Genomic DNA, 17,960 nt, shown 5'->3' on the forward strand with positions numbered 1-17,960 from the left:
GGCCGCAACCGACCACCGCTCGGGCACGGAAAGGTCCGCCCGCTCACCACCGGGCCGGATTCCGCCCCCGAACACGGGCTTCCACTGCACAGCGCCCCCACAGCTGGGTACCGTAGCGGAATGTAGCCAGTCGGGCACGGTCCGCGGGGGTCTGCGGTGGGGGACAGCAGGACGTTCGGCGCATTCATCTCGCTCCAGCGGTCGGTGCTGGGGTGGACCCAGCTCCGTCTGGCCGCTGAGGTCGGCCGAAGCGAGGACTGGATGTCCCTGGTCGAGCGGGACATGCAGCAGGTCAAGGACTTGACGCTCCTCCAGCGCTTCGCCGAGGTCCTGGGTGTCGACCTCGCGGAGCTGATCGCGTTGCCGCAGCCGGCCGCCGAGCGGGCGAGGTCCCGTCCGCGAAAGCCTGCCTCCGCTACGCTGACGAGCACTTCCGCTGCCGAGGAGGACGATGTGCGACGCCGCCCGTTCCTGACCCTGGCGGCTGCCGCCCTCTTCGCCCCGACTGTCGGTCAGCAGGCAGCGCACGCCGAGGAGAAGGCCTCGCTGACCGATCTGGAGGACCTTCTCCTGTACGGGGCCGGCCGGATTCCGTCTCCCCGCCGTGAGCCGTCCCAGGAGACGGTCGCCGCTTCGCTGGTGACGTCGCGCCAGGAGTTCAAGGCGGCCCAGTACGACGCCCTGGCCCGCGCCCTGCCCGGTCGGATCGCAGCCGCCGAGATGGTCGGCTCGGCGGAGCAACGGGCCCGCAACGTCGCCCGGCTCTACAACATCGCCGTCCGGCTGTGCATCAAAGTCGGTACCAACAACCTGGTGGCCATCACCGCGGACCGCGCGCTGACCGCCGCCCGGCTGGGTGGAGACCCGCTGATCACCGCAGAGGCCCAGCGCATGGTCTCCAGTTCCTGGCGCCGCCAGGGCAGCCTGGCCCGCGCCACCGACATCGTGGTGGTCGCCGCCGAAGACCTCCTCGCCGATGCTTCCGTCTCCGAGACCGCCCGGCTGGCCACCCGCGGAGAGCTGTACGCCACCGCCGCCTACACCGCCGCGAAGACCGGCGACCGCTCCTACGCGCACGCCCTGATCCGGGAGGCCGCCGACAGCGCCGCCGCAGCGAGCCGGTCCTCCGGCCTGCTGGACGGCGTCCAGGGCGTCGCCCTGCACGAACTGTCGGTGCACTACGAACTCGGCGACGCCGGCCGCGCCATCGAAATGGCCGCGACCATCGACCCCGCCGCGCTGCCGACCGCTGAGCGCCAGGCCCGCTTCTTCACCGACGTGGCCCGCGCCTTCGACCAGTGGGGCAAGCCCGAACAGTGCTACCGGGCCCTGCTCGCCGCCGAGGAGGCCGCTCCGCAAGAGGTCCGCAGGGGCGCCGTGCGCAACCTCGCCACCGGCCTGCTGCGGCACGACCGCAAGCTTCCCGGTGTCCGGGACTTCGCCGCCCGCGCGGGCGTGCAGATCATCTGACCCGTAGCCGGACTACGGCCCGTAGCCCGGCTACGGATCCGGCATCCCGCCCGGCAGTTCACTGGGGAACGTCCACACCTCCCCTGCTGCCGAAGGCCCTCCCATGCCAACGCACAGCACCGCCACGCCCTCCAACGGACCCCGGCACGCCGCACCGGACCGGGACCGCCTCGGCACCCTCCTGACCACCTCCTGGACCGCCCTGCACCTGCCCGTGCTCGTGCTGCTCGGCCTCGCGGTCGACCACCAGGCCGAGGCCCGCCCCCAGATAGCGGCCACCACCCCGGACCTGTCCATCTCGTAGGCCCAGAGGTCGTCACCACGACCCCCGCACGTCTTCCCCTCCCTCGCCCGAGAGGAGAACCGGCCATGCACCGGCTGACCGACGCGCCCCGGATCGACACCGAGCTGGAGCGCATCGACTACCGCACCACGCCCGCGTACTACATCGACACCGAACAGGTCACCGACCCGGTGATCCTGCACCTGCTGAACTGCTGCCCGACCGTGTTCGGCCTCAAGAAGGCCATGGTCGACCTGCTGGCCGGACGCCTCGGCATCGCGCTCCCGGAGCCCGCCGGAACCGTCGAGCCCGGCGCGACGGTCCGGGGCAACGTGGTCGTGGCGGCCGGGGCCGTCATCGCCGAGGGCGCGTTCGTCACCGGCCCCGCCCTGGTCTGCCCCGGAGCAGTCATCGAGGCCGGCGCCCGCGTGCGGGACAACACAGTCATCGGCCCCGGCTGCCGGATCGGGTTCGGCGCCGAGGTCACCCGATCGCTGCTGACCGGCGGGGTCTTCATGAAGCACACCAGCTTCGTCGGCGACTCCGTGCTCGGCCTGGGCGTCAACATCGGCGCGTTCGTGTCCACCACCGGCCTACGGGTGACCTCCGGCCCGGTCACCGAGCCGGCCACCGAGGAGGTGTGCGCCCACCTCGACGGCCACCGGATCGCCACCGGCCAGACCAAGTTCGGCGCCGTGGTCGGTGACGGCGTGATCGTCCCCGCGGGCACGGTCCTGCAGCCCGCCACGCTGGTCGGCGCGCACACCCTGCTCTACCCCAAGACCCAGGTCGGGGGCTTCTTCCCCGCCGGAAGCCAGGGAAGGTAGCCATGCCCGCCACCGACACCCCCGCGACGACCGACGAGCGCGCCGTCTACATCACCGGCGGCCGGCCCCTGACCGGCACGGCCACCGTGCAGGGCAGCAAGAACATCGCCCTGCACCTGTACGCCGCCGCGATCCTGGCCGACGACCCGCTGACCCTCGTCGGCGCCCCCGAGATCCTCGACACCGGCGTGGTCGCCGACATCCTGCACCGCACCGGCACCCGCACCACTGTGGTCGGCTCCGAGTTCACCACCCGCCCGGCCGACTCCTATTTCCCCGTCGTCCCGGACGACCTCGGCAGGCGCATCCGCACCACCGCTGTGATGGCCGGCGCCCTACTGGCCCGTGCGGGAAAGGTCACCTTCCCGCTGCCCGGCGGCGACGCATTCTGCGCTCGATACATCGACCGGCACCTGGCCGCGATGGTGGCTGCCGGGGCCGAGATGGAAGTGGACCGGGGACGGGTCCGGGCCCGCTTCACCGGCAAGCAGCTGCCGTTCGTCACCGACGCCGAGACCCGTGCCTGGGGCCCGAGCCTCGGGGCGACGGTCACCGCGATGCTTCTGGCCGCCCGCACCCCCGGCACCTCGGCGATCCTCAACCCCAGCGTCGAACCCGAGGTCACCCACACTGCCGCCCTGCTCTCGCAGGCCGGCGTCGGCATCGAGTGGCGGGGCAGGACGGCCCTGAACGTCACCGGCACCGACCGCATCCAGGGCGGAGTGTTCACCGTTCCGCCGGACCGGCTTGAGGCCGCGACGCTGGCCCTGGCCGCTGCCATCACCGGCGGCACTGTGCACCTGGACGGCTTCCCCGCCGCCGCCTTCCCGGACGGCCTGGTGTCGGTGTTCGCCGATGCCGGTATCCGGCTCGACCCGGTGGACGGCGGGACCACCGTCAGCGTCCCGGCCGGACCGCGGGCGGTGCAGACGGCCACCGGCCCGCACCCCGGCTTCCCGACCGACGTGCAGCCCCAGCTGACCGCCTTCCTCACCCAGGCCGAGGGCGCCTCCCGGATCGAGGAGCGGGTCTACACCCAGCGCGACACCCACCTGTCCGCCCTCGCCGCGTTCGGCGCCACCGTCAACACGAGTGGCTCGGTGATCACCGTCCGGGGCCGGTCCGCGCTTGCCGCCGCCGACGTGGCCGGCGAGGACATCCGGGCAGCGACCGCCCTTGTGATCGCCGCCCTGGCGGCCGAGGGCACCTCTACGATCCGAGGGATGTACCACCTGCGGCGCGGATACGGCAGCCTGCTGCCGAAGTTGGCCGCGCTCGGTGCCGACCTGACGATCAACCAGGAGCAGTCGTGACCAACACCGTGCCGTGGAGCCCGAACGCACTCGTCGACCTGCGCGAGTGCCTGGACCTGATGACCGCCGACGGGACGGTACCCGGCGGCGTCATCGCCCACGGCACCTTCGACGCCGAGCCCGGATTCCTGGCCTCCGGCATCGTCGCCCCCGAGTGCGGCGATGCCCGGCCGGGTCCGGACACGGTGTACGACGTGGCGTCGCTGACGAAGGTGCTGGCCACCTGGCTGTTGGTCGGCACCTCCCTCATGGACGGCTTCACCCTGGACACCCCGATCCGCGAAATGCTGACCGGCATCCCGGCCGAGGCACCCGGAGGACAGGTGACGGTCAGCCAGGTCCTCGCCCACACTTCCGGCCTGCGGGCCGACACCCGCCTCGACCAGTACCGGCACCGCGCCGAACCGCTCGCCGAACTGATCTGCGGAGAGCCGCTGATCGCCGACCCCGGAGCCGGCCACCGCTACATCAACCGCGGCTTCATCCTCCTCGGCCTGGCCCTGGCCCACTACCGCTGCCAGCGCCTGGACGAGCTGGCGGCCGAACTCTGGCAACACCTCCGCATGACCAGCACGACCTACGGACCGGTGCCCCGCTCCACCCAGGTCGCCCCGACCGAGCAGCGGCTGACCGGTGGGCCCCGACTGTGGGGGATGCCGCACGACGACAACGCCGCCCTGCTCGGCGGAGTCGCCGGCCACGCCGGGGTGTTCACCACCCCGGCCGACCTCGCCACCTTCGCCACACACCTGCTGACCCCACACGCCACAGACGGCCCCCTGGGGCGCTGGCTCACCGCCAGCATGCAGCCGCAGGCAGAGATCGAGCCGGGCCTCGACCGTGGCCTGGCCTGGATCCTCGCCGACGGGGGCAGGGTCGCCTACCACCACGGCTTCACCGGCACGAGCCTCTACCTCGCCCCGGCCACCGGACGCTACCTGGCCATCTGCACCAACGCCGTCTACCACCACCAGGACAACCGCACCCGCCTCGCCCCGCTGCGGTCCCTCGCCCTGAAGGCGATCACCGACGAACCCTAGGAGGGCCACCCGTGCCCAGCACCACGCTCGCGTCCCTCGCCACCCTGCGGCTCGGCGGCCCGGCCGGCGACGTCCTGCAGGTCGCCGACCCCGACGACTGGTTCGAACTGGTCCGAACGATCGGCGACCGGCAGGAGGAAGCGCCCCTCACCCTCGGCCACGGCAGCAACGTCATCGCCTCCGACACCGGCCACGAGGGCACCGTCGCCGTGATGAACACCCGGGGCATCACCGTGAAGCGGGTGGACGACGACACGGTGGCCGCGACCGTCCAGGCCGGCCACCCGCTCGCCGACCTCGTCCAGTGGGCCGCAGCCGAACACCTCGCCGGAATCGAGTGCCTGGCCGGAATACCCGGCACCGTCGGGGCAGCCCCCGTCCAGAACGCCGGAGCCTACGGCCAGCAGGTCTCCGACACCCTCGACCACCTCACAGCCTGGGACTGGGACATGGGCCGCCTGCGGACCCTGCCCGCCCAAGCTTGCCGCCTCCGCCACCGCGACAGCCGCTTCAAGAACGACCCTGGCCGCTGGACCATCCTCACCGCGACGTTCCACCTCACCCGCTCACTGGCCGCCCCGATCAGCTACCAGCCGCTCGCCGACGAACTCGGCGTCCACGGCGGCGCCCGCCCGCCCGTGGCCGAGGTGACCACGGCAGTCCTCGCCAACCGCCACCGCCGCGGACTCCTCCTCGACCCCCACGGACCCGACGCCCGCCAGGCCGGATCGGTCTTCCTCAACCCACCCGTCACCGCCGCCCAGGCCGCCCGTTGGTCGGCTGCCGACTGCCCGGTCCACACCGACAGCGACGGGCAGCTGCGGGCCAGCGCCGGCTGGCTGCTGGAGCACACCGGCTACCGCCCCGGCTACAAGATCGCAGACGGCATCCGCTGCTCGGAACACCGCACCCTCACCCTCACCGCCCACGAAGGAGCGACCGCAGTGGGCTTCGCCCAGGCCCTCACCGAACTCTCGGCCCAGGTCGAGATCGCGACCGGGATCAAACTCCGGCCCGAGCCGACGTTGGTCGGCGCCTGGACCGCCACCGCCAAGGACCCGCAGCAGACCAAGGAGATCAAGTGACCGAGGCGCGACCCAGCCAGCAGATGCAGTCCCTCGGCGTCGTCCAACAGGGCATCCCCATCCTCAGCCAGCCCACCGAACCCTTCGGTCTCCCGGCCGAACGCGCCGCCGCCCAGACCGTGATCGACGAGCTGTTCGCCGCCGTCGATCGCATCGGCCGCGTCCACTCCTTCGCCAAGGGCATGGGCCTCGCCGCCCCGCAGATCGGCATCCCCCGCGCTGCCGCCCTCGTCCTTCCCCCGAACGCCGGCGCCGAGCCGATCATCCTGCTCAACCCGACGATCACGGCCGTTTCCGACGAGACCGACGAGAAGTACGAGGGATGCCTCAGCTTCTTCGACGTCCGCGGCCTGGTCCCCCGCCCCCTCCGACTGAGCGTCACCGCGACGAGCCTCGACGGCACCATCACCACGGTCACCTACGAGTTCGGCTTGGCCCGCCTCATCGCCCACGAGATCGACCACCTCAACGGCCTGCTCTACACCGCCCGCATGCGCCCCGACGTCCACCCGATCCCGATCGAGGAGTACCGGGGTACGGGCTCGACCTGGACGTACTAATCAGCGAAATGGCGCTGGCCGCGTCCAACGCGCGAAAGGCTGAGTGCACCCGAGCAGGCACATATGTCAGTGACATATGTCACACTTCCGACATGTGGGTCAGAGGCTTGTATTCAGGCATAGGTGGCGGCCTCTACACCGGGGTTAATGGCGGCGCATACACCGGCGTTGGTGGCGGCGCGTACACGGGAGTGGGTGGAGGCGCCTATGCCGGAGTGTGTGGCGGTGCCTACACAGGCGTAGGAGGGGGCCTGTACTCCGGCGTCGGCGGTGGGATGTACGCGGGCGTCGGTGGCGGCTTGTACACGGGCGTCGGCGGCGGCCTCTACTCAGGCCCAGGGGGAGGTCAAACAGCGGCCCGGGAGGCGGCCTCTACCGAGGCCCGTGCCCGGACCCGTTCATGTGGAACTGGCCCCCGCGGGCAATCATGCGGAAGTACATGGAAGAGCACGGCATGTCGCACCTGGTCGAGATGCTCTCCCACCAGGGCTTCTGGGGCTGACACCACCGACTTCGAGACCGCCACCGCATCAGCCAAGCCGACGACGCGTGGTCTCAGTTTTGGTCTCATTCACCTCCGTCCAGCCGGGTTCAGCCGCCGCCCAGCGGTTCGCTCCGCTGCAGGTCAGGACGGGTGTGAACCCCGGCGGACGGCGTTCGGAGAATTGGAAAGCGTGTTGGGGGCAACCCCTCACGAGTTCGAATCTCGTATCCTCCGCCGGCAGAAGGCCCGGACCGCATCGCGGTCCGGGCCTTCGTCGTTCACAGTCTCATCCGCAGTCTCAACGGCCAACTCTCATGCCTTGGAGCGGAGGAGGCGCCACTGGCAGTGGCGCCCCACCGGCCCGAGCGTCGTGGATGATCGGCGCCACAGCACCTACAGGCCGCGGTACACGTCGCGGCGGTTTCCGGCAGCCATTACCCACACGATCAGCTGGCCGTCCTCAATCGTGTACACGACGCGGTAGTCGCCGACCCTGAGACGCCACCGCGAGCTGTGCCCCTGAAGAGCCTTGATGTCGAAGGCCGCTGTGTCGCCCACGTCCAAGCCCTTCTGGAGTTCGCTCAGGCGATGGAGGATCCGCAGAGCGTCGGGGCGCGGAATCTTGAGCATGTCCCGTTGCGCGTGCGGGGTGAACCGCGTCACGTAGCCCATCGGGATCAGGCGTGGTGGGCACGGAGCAGGGCGGCCATCTCTTCGAGCGAGACCGAACCTTCGGTGCCTTCGGATTCCGCCTCGTCGGCCAACTGGTTCAGCCAGGACTCCTCGGCCTGCTCAGCCAGCCGGCTCAGACGCCGGTACTCAAGGATGTCGATCACGACGGCTTCCTGCTTGCCGCGCCGAGTAATGATCGTCGGGGTCTCGTCCCGACGGGCCCTGTCGAGGACGTCCGCCAAGTGACTGCGAACCTCGGCCATGGATGCGATCACCGGTTCACTCATGTCACAAATGTAGCAGATGTACATGTACCCCGAGGCTTCTACCCACCCGCCTCCGAGCTCCGCCCTTCGGAGCCCGGTTCGACACGTGGCGCCCACTGCTTCGGTTGCAGTTCTGGTTGCATTCGCCTCCGTTCAGCGCCGTCCTCAGCTCAGCGGCCGGACTACTCCGCCCCGGGTCAGAGCACCTACGTTCACTCCCGAACGGCCGGACGAACATTTGGAAAGCGTGTTGGGGGCAACCCCTCACGAGTTCGAATCTCGTATCCTCCGCCTCTGCCAGCCATGGCAGCACGAAGGCCCCGACCGGGTTCCGGTCGGGGCCTTCGGCGTTCACAGTCCCATCTGTAGTCTCAGCGCCCCTGTTCGGGATTCGTCGGGCTGCCCTCCTCCGCGTCCTTGGCGACCTGCCAGATGAACCAGCTCCTGTTCACCCTCAACAGCGACCCCGAGGCCCCCTGGACCGAGGCCGGGCGCGGCGGGCTGACCCCGCGCGGCCTCGGCGCGATGCTCCGCGAGTTCGGCATCTCCTCCGGCAACGTCCGCATGCCCGACGGAACCCAGCGCAAGGGCTACCTGTGCCACAAGTTCCTCGACGCCCGGCGCCGCTATTGCCCCGCCGTCCACCCCACCGCCGCTACCGGCCCGGGGACGAGCGCGGCTGGCAGAGGCTGACCGCCGTCCCCGAAATGCCGTCCCTGCCGGAAGCAGCAGCCCGCCGCGAACTCACCACCGCCCGTCTACCCGCCAAGATCCTCCTCGGCCGCATCCAGCACACCAGCCGAAACCCCGCCCACAACCCTGCACTCGACGCCGCCCGACACCACTCCCCCGCAGCAACCGCCCTCGGCCTGCGCCCCACCCCCACCGGCCCAACCACACCACCCACCGCGCCAGTCGGCACCCCGCCCCGCCGAACCCGCTGAGCCCTCCCCCGGCCCTCGCGCACACCGGCCCGGCCGGCACACGTCGGGGCAGCGACCCGCTGCCCCGACGCCTTCACCAACCCAAGGAGCCCTCCTGAAGATCCACCCGCTCGCCGACCTGTTCCCGATGCTCCCCGAGCACGAGCTGTACGACCTCGCCGAGTCCATCAAGGAGTCCGGCCTGGCCATGCCCACCGTCCTCGACCCCGACGGCGTCCTCCTCGACGGCCGCAACCGCCTCGCCGCCTGCAAGCTCGCCGGCGTCGAACCCACCTGCACCACCTACACCGGCACCGACCAGAACGAGTACATCTGGGCGTCCAACGTCGTCCGCCGCCACCTCAGCGAAGGACAGCGCGCCATGGTCCACGCCATGTCCCTCTCAGTCTCGGGACATTCCCTGCGCACCCACGCCGAGCTCCACGACATCAGCCGGACCCGGCTCTCCCTCGCCAACACCGTCCTCAAGCACGCACCAGACCTCGCCGAGAAGGTCCGCGACGGCAAGGTCCCGCTCGACACCGCCGCCGACATCGTGCGCCAGCACAAGGCCGAATCCGCAGCCCTCCAGGCCAAGCACGACCACCTCCGCGATACGCATCCGACCTCGCCGCCCAGGTCACCGAAGACCACCTCGACATCGACATCGACACCGCCACCCAGACGCTGGCCGACCGGCAGAACGCCGTCCGCCGCGACCGGCAGCACCTGCTGGCCATCGCCGAGCACTGGCCCACGCTCCTGGACCTCGCCCGCCACCCCGACACCCTCCACACCCGCCAGGTCCTGGACACCCTCAGTACCGAGGCGCGCGGCCTCGTCCGCCGCTTGATCGCCGCCGAGGCCTCGAAGGGCGAGATGGAGCAGATCGGCTGACACACCCGCCAAACGGCTGGCGGCACCGCGCAGGTGTCGATGTGGCGTCGTCTTCGGAGGCCGGGAACACCCCGGCCGCCGCACGTCTTGTGGTGTCTCCGCAACCGTCACCGGCCGAGGGACACCACATTGACCAACTCCCACCCCGACGAGAACGCCCACCGCCACACCGCCATCCGCGACGACCCCGATGGCGGAGGGTTCGACGGCGGCTGAATCGGTGCCTTACCACCGGAGCGCCTGCCCATCACAGGACTCCTCTCGTTGGTCGAACAGTCGGCCCGCACGGGAGTCTCAGACGCCGGAAGGCTGCGGCGGTCCCCCGGATAGCAGAGCAACGCTGCCGACCAGACGGCCAGCGGTGGCGGGTAAAAGGGCCGAGTAGTTCTCGAAGTCCTCGCGGGCGCGGGTTCCTTGGCGCCGGCGCCGCCGTGTGTGTCAGTGCCGGGGCAGGGCGCAGGAGGCTGCCCCGCCGCGGATGTGCCGCCTGTTCCTCGCCACCAGGGAGTAGGCCCAACGGGCACAGGTCCGGATGCCGGGCAAGGTGACCGCAGCAGCAGCCAGCCGGTACCGGCGGGCCGGCGAGGACCCGAGGAATCGGGCCAGCGCATCGGCTCCGCCAGCGTGGACCGTCCCGTTGTGGAAGAGGAGCACCTCGCGATCCAGCCGGGCCAGGTAGGGGACGGTGAGCTGCCCCGGCAGAGCCTGCCACGGCACGGCGTCTATCCGTGGCCCGACTAACCGGCGGATCCAATCGACCGCGGCTTGGCAGAAGCCGCAGTCCCCGTCGTATGCCAACACCGCCTCCGAGGAGCCGGGTGTGGGACTCACCGCTCCTCGGCCCACTGGTGAGACAGCTTCTCGCTCGCCGTGGTGTCAGCCGACGATCCGGGCTGCGGCGGTACGACTGAGCCCCCGGCCCGGGATGTGTCCCCTGCTCCCACAGGCGCTTCCCGATGGAACTGGCGCCGCCACAGGTCGCCCAGGAACGTGTAGAAGCGGTCGGGGAGGAATACGGCGTCCGCGACGATCATGGCCCCGGAAAAGAGCGGCAGGCCCATGAGGATCGCGATGCCCACGTGCATGCCGAACAACATCGTCAGAACGACGTACTTCAGCCTGCTGAACAGGACGAATGGGAAAGCCGTTTGCAGCAGTACGGTCAGGTAGGTGGCGACGGCGATCAGCACGGGGTGGCCGTCCACCATGAGTGACAACGCGGGCCATGGCTGGAACAGATCGAGGTTCATGACGTAGTGGAGGGCGGTGCCGTTTCCCCACGAGTCGCCCTGCACCTTGTACAGACCAGCGGATCCGTAGACGATGCAGACCTGGACCGCGATGACGAACATGGCACAGTTGTGCAGCACAGTGCTCAAGCGCGTCTTTGCGGCGCGGAGTTGGCACCACAGGACGGTCGCTCCCGAGCCGGGGGGCAAATGCCCCTCATGGCCCGGATACGCCAGGTGAGGCATCCTGCGCGCGTCGAGGGACCAGCGTCGGCCGCAAGCGGTGAAGGACAGGTACACGACCATTAGGAGGATGAGGTTGTCTCCCCCGTCCGTCATGAAGATGGCACGGGCATGGAACGAGGCCACCACCGCCGCGAACAGAATCGACACCACCCTGGTCCGCCAGCCGATCAGGAACAGTGCAGACGTGACGACTGCCGTCGCGTAGCAGACCTCGAAGTACACAGGACTGTCGGAAAGGGCGAGGATGCTGAACCAGCCGGTCTGATCGAAGAGCTGTCTTGCCAGAGCGGGCGTCCACGGTGAACCGGGGCCCCAGATCTCGTCGCGGTGCGGAAATTCTCGCAACAGGAAGGCGAGATAGAGCAGACCGTACCCAATGCGCAGCACAGCCGCCGCATACAGGGAAACGGGCCGATCAGTCACGGTACTGCCCAACGCTCCGATCCGGCGGAGCAGCTGCGGGGTGCCGGCCCCGGTGCTCTTCAGGGCCGCATGGCGCGGCGAGGACACTAGAGATGACGCCTGCTCAGTTTCCATCGGATGCCACCTTCCACCAGGGCAGGTACCTGGTGTCGACCGAGGCCGGCGCAGAATTGCGCGGACCATCCAGCGTGGCGGGCGGCGCGATCGGCCGGGTGATCACCCGCAACTGGATGGCGTCGAACGCGCCGTTCTGATGCTCTGCGATCCGTTCCACCGCAATGTTGCGCAGGTACTTCTGCAGCATCAGCGCCCTTTCCGAGCGCGGCTGGTCGTCGCTGCCATGCGATTCAAGATAAGCGGTCCAGGCCCGACGCAGCATGTTCTGCGTTGTATGACTCGGGAACGGATTATGAGTCACATCAGAATTGTCGACAGCGCTCAGGTCAATCCAGTCGCTGATGTGACGAGTACCGTCTGCGGAATTCTGAACGGCTCTTACGGAAATCTGCCGGGATACGGACTCAGGATTCGGAGCAAAGAGTCGCCAGTTCTGCTCGAACAGCGGGTAGACCCACGAATTGATCTGCCTGCTGTAGTACTGGGACAGCTGGTTCGGGGGTGCTACATAGAGAAATACCAGAAGCACATGGACGAGCGACGTTGCCAGGCACAGGGCCACGGCGACGACCATGACCGCCCCCAACAGGCGCGAAGGTTCCGAAGCAGTGACGGAGTCGTCGGCCGGTTGGCGGATCGATTCCTTCGCCCTCACTGACCTGGCTTCATCCAGCACGCGGCTAGGACCGGCCCTTCCCATCTCGACTACCCCTTCGGCTCTGCTTCCCTTGGGCGCATTGGGGCGCGCGACGGTATCCGTGAAGGTCCGCCGCGCGCCGCCAATTCCCACGTCTGGCTTTGCGATCAACTACCAGTTCGCAGGCTCGTCGCGCGGGCCTTCGTCGCCGTGATCGCCGTGGTCCCCGTGATCGCCGTGGTCCCCGTGATCGCCGTGGTCCCCGTGATCGCCGTGGTCCCCGTGACCGCCGTGGCCCCCATGATCGCCGTGGTCCCCGTGGTCCCCGTGGTCCCCGTGACCGCCGTGGCCCCCATGACCGCCACCACCCGGTCCGCCACCGGTGGTGCCACCAGTAGCGGTTCCGCCAGTAGTGCCAGCAATCAGACCTCCCAGGACACCGCCCGTGGTGCTACCCGAGGTAAGGACGCCACCGAGCACACCACCCAGGACCCCACCGGTCGTGGTGCCGGCGACCACGCTGCCCGTGGTTCCACCAGTGGTACCGGCGATCAAGCCACCCGCCGTACCGCCCGTGGTACCAGCGATCACGCCGCCCGTGGTGCCGCCGGTGGTGCCGCCGGCGCAGTTCGGCCGGGTGATTCGGTTGCTGTCCAGCGTTACGGAGCCGGCAGTCTGGGCCAGTGCCCGGCCGTCGAGGGTCGCACCGGTGTTCAGGCCGACCGAGGCCAAGGTCATGATGGTGCCGACGAAGGCGGTTCTGGTGCCGAGCGTGGCAGAGCTTCCGACCTGCCAGTAGACATTGCACGGCGACGCGCCGTTGACCAGGAGGACCTGGCTGTCGGATGCCGTGATCAGAGTCGAGCCGACCTGGAACACCCAGACGGCATTGGGGTTGCCCAGTGCATCAAGTGTGAGAGTGCCGGTGAGGTTGATGGAAGAAGCGGCGGTGTAGACGCCCGGAATGAGCGTCGAACCACCAAGGTCTCCGGGAGAGGTGAGAGTGAAATCCGTGCTCTGGCCCGCGGCGCTGTTGTACGCCGTCGTCAGGTCGATCTGAGCCTGGGCCGCGAGCGCGTCCGTCTGGTGAATGGAACCGTTCACCTGGACAGGGAGAAGTCCGGTAATCGACGTTCCCGGGCTCACTCCCACATCTCCGGTGATCACGGTGGGCCCGGTGTTAGTGACCGACTGGCCGCCCAGAACCGCGAAGCTGTCGGCTGCGCCGAGGTTGACAGCCGTGGCAATCGCGCGGGCCGGCGCCAGCGACATCGTGATCGCGGCGGCGGCGATGAACACGACCGTCGCGATCCAGGTGGAAATCGTGCGCCAGTGGGGCGCACCAGAGGTGTTCAGTGTCATCTGAGGCCTATTCCTTGTGGGGAAACGCGGCAAGTTCGCGGTTCTCGTCGATCTATGACGAACCGCTCTTCTCTTCCCGTCGGCAGGCCCAAGAGTCTTGATGGCCCACCCTGAAGCCCCCAGAGAAAGGGGCATTGGTTTCAGATTAGCCGACATTGAAACTATGTATACGATCCATATGGATGAATTCCAGCACTTGCATGATCTAAAGTTGCGGGATGCAAACGATCACACGAAGGCGCCGCGGATCCAGTTCAGCCACCGTCGGTCGAAATTACCTACAAATGGCACGACTTTACGACCGCGCAGAGTTCTTTTGATCACTTGATCGCAGAACGCCCGCGCCCCAGAACAGGGTTGCACGGCAGTGCCTCAGCGTCACCGATAGACACGGTCATTCACTCTATGGTGGCCATGCCGGTCGGACGGCCAGGCCGTGCAGCCGCTCCACCAGGGACGAACGCTCGGGCATCGAGATGGGGCGTGGCATTCGGCCGTAGACAGGGGCTGGAAGGCGGCGCACTGTGGCCCTCGCCCGGCTCCGATTGAGTGCGGGTGGATTTCGACCCTGAATCAGCGTTCACCGCCAGAACAGCCATCCATCACCGCCGGACCGTCAGCACCACGCCGCGCCATCGCGACTCGCAGTCACATCAAGGCCGTCCTCCGTGGCGCTCGCCTGAGGCTCCACGAGTGAGTACGTCGAGCTCTCGACGGCACATCGACTGGTAGCCGGGCGATGAGACGGACAGAGATTCCGCGCCGAACACGGGCTTCCCCTGCGCAAGACCCGTGCAGCTGGGTAGCGTAGCGGCGTGTAGCCGGTTGGGTACGATCCGCGGGGGTCTGCGGTGGGGGACAGCAGGACGTTCGGCGCATTCATCTCGCTCCAGCGGTCGGTGCTGGGGTGGACCCAGCTCCGTCTGGCCACTGAGGTCGGCCGAAGCGAGGACTGGATGTCCCTGGTCGAGCGGGACATGCAGCAGGTCAAGGACTTGACGCTCCTCCAACGCTTCGCCGAGGTCCTGGGTGTCGACCTCGCGGAGCTGATCGCGTTGCCGCAGCCGGCCGCCGAGCGGGCGAGGTCCCGTCCGCGAAATCCTGCCTCCGCTACGCTGACGAGCACTTCCGCTGCCGAGGAGGGCGATGTGCGACGCCGCCCGTTCCTGACCCTGGCGGCTGCCGCCCTCTTCGCCCCGACTGTCGGTCAGCAGGCCGCGCACGCCGAGGAGAAGGCCTCGCTGGCCGATCTGGAAGACCTTCTCCTGTACGGGGCCAGCCGGATTCCGTCTCCCCGCCGTGAGCCGTCCCAGGCGACGGTCGCCACTTCGCTGATGACGTCGCGCCAGGAGTTCAAGGCGGCCCAGTACGACGCCCTGGCCCGCGCCCTGCCCGGTCGGATCGCGGCCGCTGAGATGGTCGGCTCGGCGGAGGAGCAGGACCCCGACGACTGGTTCGAACCGGTCCGTACGATCGGCGACCGGCAGGAGGACGCACCCCTCACTCTCGGCCACGGCAGCAACGTCATCGCCTCCGACACCGGCCATGAGGGCACCGTCGCCGTGATGAACACCCAGGGCATCACCCGTGAAGGGGGTGGACGACGACACGGCGGGCAGCTGCGGGCCAGCGCCGGCTGGCTGCTGGAACACATCGGCTACTGGCCCGGCTACAAGATCGCAGCCGGTATCCGCTGCTCGGAACGCCGCACCCTCACCCTCACCGCCCACGACGGAGCGACCGCAGAGGGCTTCGCCCAGGCCCTCACCGAACTCTCGACCCAAGTCGAGATCGCCACCGGCATCGCGCTGCAGCCCGAGCCGGTGCTGGTCGGCGCCTGGACGTAACGAGTCCCATGGGAGCCAAGACCTCCATGTCGGCCGGGTCCATGCCCCTCGTCACCATCGTCAGCTCCCACGGCAACGGCGAGCACTGGCACCGCCCCCGTAGACCGACGACCCACCGCCACATGGTTGGCAGAGCGTGTCGAGATTTCCTGCGGCTTCGCCGAAAGGGCATCGTCGCGTCCTACGTTGCCGCCGAGACCACCACGGTCACCACAGCGGCGCTTCCCTGTCGTACAGGCGAAGTTGTGCATCCTCATAGGTCAATACCCAAGAAGAACCATCCTGTTGGATGTCGATGCCTGCGAGTCCGGCCACGGGGTGGCTCATTGCCGCGATGAGGTCGGACGGGTACGGGTAGGACATCCACTCCAGGCACCACAAGTTGCCACTGCCCCACAACCGTCGCTCTGCCCGATCGCTGCGCCCACGAGGACGCTTCAGAGTGTTGTGGCACCAATGCACGTGCCAGCCGCCTTCCGGGTCACGCAGTGTAGAGCGGATGGCGACAGCAGCCAGCAGCCGTCGTGCTGCCTCAGTCATCTGCGGGAGAGTGTCCAGCTTGTCCTGCTCTTCGCGCGTGACCGGTTGCTCCACCGAGCGCAGGTGCCGGAGGCGCAACACATCGCCTGTCTGCCGAGGAGCTTTGGGTTGGCTCAGCTCGGTGACTTCCAAGCTTGCCCCGGTAGGCAAGTGCCGCAGCAGAACGGTCTTCCATCCCACTGTGCGCTCCACCCGCATGCCGGGGATTCCGGACCCCGACGGGCTGGCTGCGAGCTGGTCCGCGACGTTGGGGGCCGCCGACACGATGAGGACAAGGTGGTCGTAGCGAGGAGAAAGCACGGTGCCGTAGTTGAGGGTGGACCCGAGCCACCAGTCAAAGCCTGGTGCGGCAAGAATGCCCTGGTTGAACCAGCCGAACGCCAACAGTGCGCGTAGATGCGCCTGAGCAGGACTGCACTCGTCCAGGCCAATCGAGCTGCGGCCCAGACCCGTGCGGGCCGTGATGGGGTGCTCGCCGGTAAAAGCGCTGCGGTGGACACCCCGCACGCGCGCGGTGGAGTGGGACATGACGAATCCTTCGTGCTGCCCGGCCAGCAAAAGGAGAATCCCAATCAGCGCATCGGTGCTGAGAACGAGGAACGTGGGGCGGAGTGGGCGCCCCGCACCCGGGACGAGGACCTGGCCGGCCGGGCGGCCTCGTCTCACCCTGCGACCCTCCGCCGGCCGCTGCGCCGACCTTAGACCTGGCTATGGCTCGCAGGGTGGCGACACGCCGGGCCTTGCACCGCGTTGGTTAGCCGCCAAGACAGGCGACCGGCGCCCCCGCTTCCCAGGGGGAAACGAGGTTCTGGACCAACTTCCGCGTCCAGGCGGCGGGTTCCACCCGGTGCCGGCACCCAGCCAAGGACCACCCTGCGGAATTCTGAGTGCCCTCAGCCCCGGCTGAGTCGTTCCCCTCCCGGCAGCCACTGGCGATAACGGAGTCCGGATGACACAGGAAGAGCGCATCGGAATCCTCGGCGCGGAGACAGTCGCGGCGATCCATCGCCGCGTAGATGCTGCGCCTCCCCCGCCGCCTGAAGTGATCGCCGAACTGCGCCCGATCCTGGCACCCGCACTGGAGCGGGTCCGGGCACGGCGTGCCTATGCGGCAAGGCTGGTGGGAAACGCGGAATGCCGACACGCGAGGAAGCGATCCAAGGCCGACCGCCTGGCCATCGCGTGGTCTCAGTTCTGGCCTCATTCACCCCCGTCCAGTCGGGTTCAGCCGCCGCCCAGCGGTTCGCTCCGTTGCAGGTCAGGATGGGTGTGAACCCCGGCGGACAGCGTTCGGGAGAATTGGAAAGCGTGTTGGGGGCAACCCCTCACGAGTTCGAATCTCGTATCCTCCGCCTCTGCCGGCCATGGCAGCACGAAGGCCCCGACCGCCCACTGGTCGGGGCCTTCGTCGTTCCACGGCGCCCGAGGCCCGGGGTGCCGATGGGACAACTGGTCATCGCGACCATGCCAGGTTCAGGGCGGACCGAGAGTAGCCTGGACATCACCGAAGGCACTTCGCATGCCGGCACCGGACACTGGCGTCGTCTCCGGCGAACGGCAACACCGGCCCCGGCCTCCGGGTCGGGCCCGGGGACAGGCCCTTGATCATGACCACGACCTTCGACCGTGCGACGACGCCCCCCGCCCCGGAATCCACCGCGCGCCTCTCCCTCGCGCCCGTCGGCGCGCGGGCGGGACGCCTGGACGGAGCCTGGTGGCCCCGCTCGCGTGATCTTCTC

The 17,960-nt window shown here is 68.9% G+C and carries 19 protein-coding genes; 12 read left to right on the forward strand and 7 right to left on the reverse strand.

The features are described from left to right. The first annotated feature begins 156 nt into the window (after positions 1-156). The 7 genes from AC067J_RS41335 (at position 157) to AC067J_RS41365 (ending at position 6,578) form a co-directional block, all read left to right on the forward strand. A complete protein-coding gene (locus AC067J_RS41335) occupies positions 157-1,470 on the forward strand; it encodes a helix-turn-helix domain-containing protein (protein WP_478307968.1) in 1,314 nt (437 codons plus the stop codon). A 103-nt stretch (positions 1,471-1,573) separates the two neighbouring features. After that, positions 1,574-1,774: a hypothetical protein gene (locus tag AC067J_RS41340; protein ID WP_478307969.1), complete on the forward strand. Its 201-nt coding sequence runs from the start codon at positions 1,574-1,576 to the stop codon at positions 1,772-1,774. 65 nt (positions 1,775-1,839) lie between these two features. After that, complete coding sequence (locus tag AC067J_RS41345) at positions 1,840-2,580, forward strand: LbetaH domain-containing protein (protein WP_478307970.1); 741 nt, start codon at positions 1,840-1,842, stop codon at positions 2,578-2,580. 2 nt (positions 2,581-2,582) lie between these two features. Next, positions 2,583-3,893, forward strand: a complete 1,311-nt coding sequence (locus tag AC067J_RS41350; protein WP_478307971.1) for a UDP-N-acetylglucosamine 1-carboxyvinyltransferase — start codon at positions 2,583-2,585, stop codon at positions 3,891-3,893. Next, positions 3,890-4,933: a serine hydrolase domain-containing protein gene (locus AC067J_RS41355; RefSeq protein ID WP_478307972.1), complete on the forward strand. Its 1,044-nt coding sequence runs from the start codon at positions 3,890-3,892 to the stop codon at positions 4,931-4,933. The genes AC067J_RS41350 and AC067J_RS41355 overlap by 4 nt, the downstream gene beginning before the upstream one ends. An 11-nt stretch (positions 4,934-4,944) precedes the next feature. Further along, on the forward strand, positions 4,945-6,018 hold the full coding sequence (locus tag AC067J_RS41360; RefSeq protein ID WP_478307973.1) for a UDP-N-acetylmuramate dehydrogenase: 1,074 nt from the start codon (positions 4,945-4,947) through the stop codon (positions 6,016-6,018). Continuing rightward, positions 6,015-6,578, forward strand: coding sequence for a peptide deformylase (locus tag AC067J_RS41365; RefSeq protein ID WP_478307974.1), 564 nt, complete (start codon positions 6,015-6,017; stop codon positions 6,576-6,578). The genes AC067J_RS41360 and AC067J_RS41365 overlap by 4 nt, the downstream gene beginning before the upstream one ends. Positions 6,579-7,455: 877 nt before the next feature. Here AC067J_RS41365 and AC067J_RS41370 read toward each other — a convergent pair. Further along, positions 7,456-7,734 carry a type II toxin-antitoxin system RelE family toxin gene (locus AC067J_RS41370; RefSeq protein ID WP_350754993.1) on the reverse strand — a complete coding sequence of 93 codons (279 nt, stop codon included), beginning with the start codon at positions 7,732-7,734 and terminating at the stop codon, positions 7,456-7,458. 5 nt (positions 7,735-7,739) lie between these two features. Next, complete coding sequence (locus tag AC067J_RS41375; RefSeq protein WP_329884972.1) at positions 7,740-8,021, reverse strand: type II toxin-antitoxin system Phd/YefM family antitoxin; 282 nt, start codon at positions 8,019-8,021, stop codon at positions 7,740-7,742. 411 nt (positions 8,022-8,432) lie between these two features. Between AC067J_RS41375 and AC067J_RS41380 the strand changes: the two genes are divergently transcribed. The 3 genes from AC067J_RS41380 to AC067J_RS41390 all read left to right on the forward strand — a co-directional run bounded on the left by AC067J_RS41380 (position 8,433) and on the right by AC067J_RS41390 (position 9,776). Further along, positions 8,433-8,693, forward strand: coding sequence for a DUF3631 domain-containing protein (locus AC067J_RS41380; protein WP_478307975.1), 261 nt, complete (start codon positions 8,433-8,435; stop codon positions 8,691-8,693). 14 nt (positions 8,694-8,707) lie between these two features. Beyond that, the gene (locus AC067J_RS41385) at positions 8,708-8,944 is read left to right on the forward strand and encodes a hypothetical protein (RefSeq protein ID WP_478307976.1); all 237 of its coding nucleotides are present in this window, start codon (positions 8,708-8,710) and stop codon (positions 8,942-8,944) included. 127 nt (positions 8,945-9,071) lie between these two features. Further along, positions 9,072-9,776, forward strand: coding sequence for a ParB/RepB/Spo0J family partition protein (locus AC067J_RS41390; protein ID WP_478307977.1), 705 nt, complete (start codon positions 9,072-9,074; stop codon positions 9,774-9,776). Between the two features lie 482 nt (positions 9,777-10,258). Here the strand turns inward: AC067J_RS41390 and AC067J_RS41395 are convergent, their stop codons facing one another. From AC067J_RS41395 to AC067J_RS41410, 4 genes are all read right to left on the reverse strand, one after another. Next, a complete protein-coding gene (locus AC067J_RS41395; protein WP_478307978.1) occupies positions 10,259-10,666 on the reverse strand; it encodes a thiol-disulfide oxidoreductase DCC family protein in 408 nt (135 codons plus the stop codon). Beyond that, positions 10,648-11,832, reverse strand: a complete 1,185-nt coding sequence (locus AC067J_RS41400) for an HTTM domain-containing protein (RefSeq protein WP_478307979.1) — start codon at positions 11,830-11,832, stop codon at positions 10,648-10,650. The genes AC067J_RS41395 and AC067J_RS41400 overlap by 19 nt, the downstream gene beginning before the upstream one ends. Further along, the gene (locus AC067J_RS41405) at positions 11,822-12,511 is read right to left on the reverse strand and encodes a DUF5819 family protein (protein WP_478307980.1); all 690 of its coding nucleotides are present in this window, start codon (positions 12,509-12,511) and stop codon (positions 11,822-11,824) included. The genes AC067J_RS41400 and AC067J_RS41405 overlap by 11 nt, the downstream gene beginning before the upstream one ends. Before the next feature lie 132 nt (positions 12,512-12,643). Beyond that, positions 12,644-13,834 (reverse strand): ice-binding family protein, encoded by a 1,191-nt coding sequence (locus tag AC067J_RS41410; RefSeq protein ID WP_478307981.1) that lies wholly within the window; start codon positions 13,832-13,834, stop codon positions 12,644-12,646. A gap of 851 nt (positions 13,835-14,685) precedes the next feature. Between AC067J_RS41410 and AC067J_RS41415 the strand changes: the two genes are divergently transcribed. Continuing rightward, positions 14,686-15,681 carry a helix-turn-helix domain-containing protein gene (locus tag AC067J_RS41415; protein ID WP_478307982.1) on the forward strand — a complete coding sequence of 332 codons (996 nt, stop codon included), beginning with the start codon at positions 14,686-14,688 and terminating at the stop codon, positions 15,679-15,681. Positions 15,682-15,888: 207 nt separating this feature from the next. On the opposite strand, the gene AC067J_RS41420 is transcribed toward AC067J_RS41415, so the two are convergent. Then, entirely contained in the window at positions 15,889-16,749 is an 861-nt protein-coding gene (locus AC067J_RS41420) for a hypothetical protein (RefSeq protein WP_478307983.1), read from the reverse strand. Between the two features lie 1,079 nt (positions 16,750-17,828). On the opposite strand from AC067J_RS41420, the gene AC067J_RS41425 reads away from it, so the two are divergent. Then, on the forward strand, positions 17,829-17,960 hold a 132-nt coding region (locus AC067J_RS41425), incomplete at its 3' end, for a DUF5994 family protein (RefSeq protein WP_478307985.1).

Source organism: Kitasatospora sp. NPDC042419 (assembly GCF_056437345.1).

What these genes read in the sequence shown, in the direction of transcription:
- AC067J_RS41340 (WP_478307969.1), top strand. Translation starts at nt 1,574, where the DNA reads ATGCCAACGCACAGCACCGCCACGCCCTCCAACGGACCCCGGCACGCC.
- AC067J_RS41345 (WP_478307970.1), top strand. Translation starts at nt 1,840, where the DNA reads ATGCACCGGCTGACCGACGCGCCCCGGATCGACACCGAGCTGGAGCGC.
- AC067J_RS41350 (WP_478307971.1), top strand. Translation starts at nt 2,583, where the DNA reads ATGCCCGCCACCGACACCCCCGCGACGACCGACGAGCGCGCCGTCTAC.
- AC067J_RS41370 (WP_350754993.1), bottom strand. Translation starts at nt 7,734, where the DNA reads ATGGGCTACGTGACGCGGTTCACCCCGCACGCGCAACGGGACATGCTC.
- AC067J_RS41375 (WP_329884972.1), bottom strand. Translation starts at nt 8,021, where the DNA reads ATGAGTGAACCGGTGATCGCATCCATGGCCGAGGTTCGCAGTCACTTG.
- AC067J_RS41380 (WP_478307975.1), top strand. Translation starts at nt 8,433, where the DNA reads ATGAACCAGCTCCTGTTCACCCTCAACAGCGACCCCGAGGCCCCCTGG.
- AC067J_RS41385 (WP_478307976.1), top strand. Translation starts at nt 8,708, where the DNA reads ATGCCGTCCCTGCCGGAAGCAGCAGCCCGCCGCGAACTCACCACCGCC.
- AC067J_RS41390 (WP_478307977.1), top strand. Translation starts at nt 9,072, where the DNA reads ATGCTCCCCGAGCACGAGCTGTACGACCTCGCCGAGTCCATCAAGGAG.
- AC067J_RS41400 (WP_478307979.1), bottom strand. Translation starts at nt 11,832, where the DNA reads ATGGAAACTGAGCAGGCGTCATCTCTAGTGTCCTCGCCGCGCCATGCG.
- AC067J_RS41410 (WP_478307981.1), bottom strand. Translation starts at nt 13,834, where the DNA reads ATGACACTGAACACCTCTGGTGCGCCCCACTGGCGCACGATTTCCACC.
- AC067J_RS41420 (WP_478307983.1), bottom strand. Translation starts at nt 16,749, where the DNA reads ATGTCCCACTCCACCGCGCGCGTGCGGGGTGTCCACCGCAGCGCTTTT.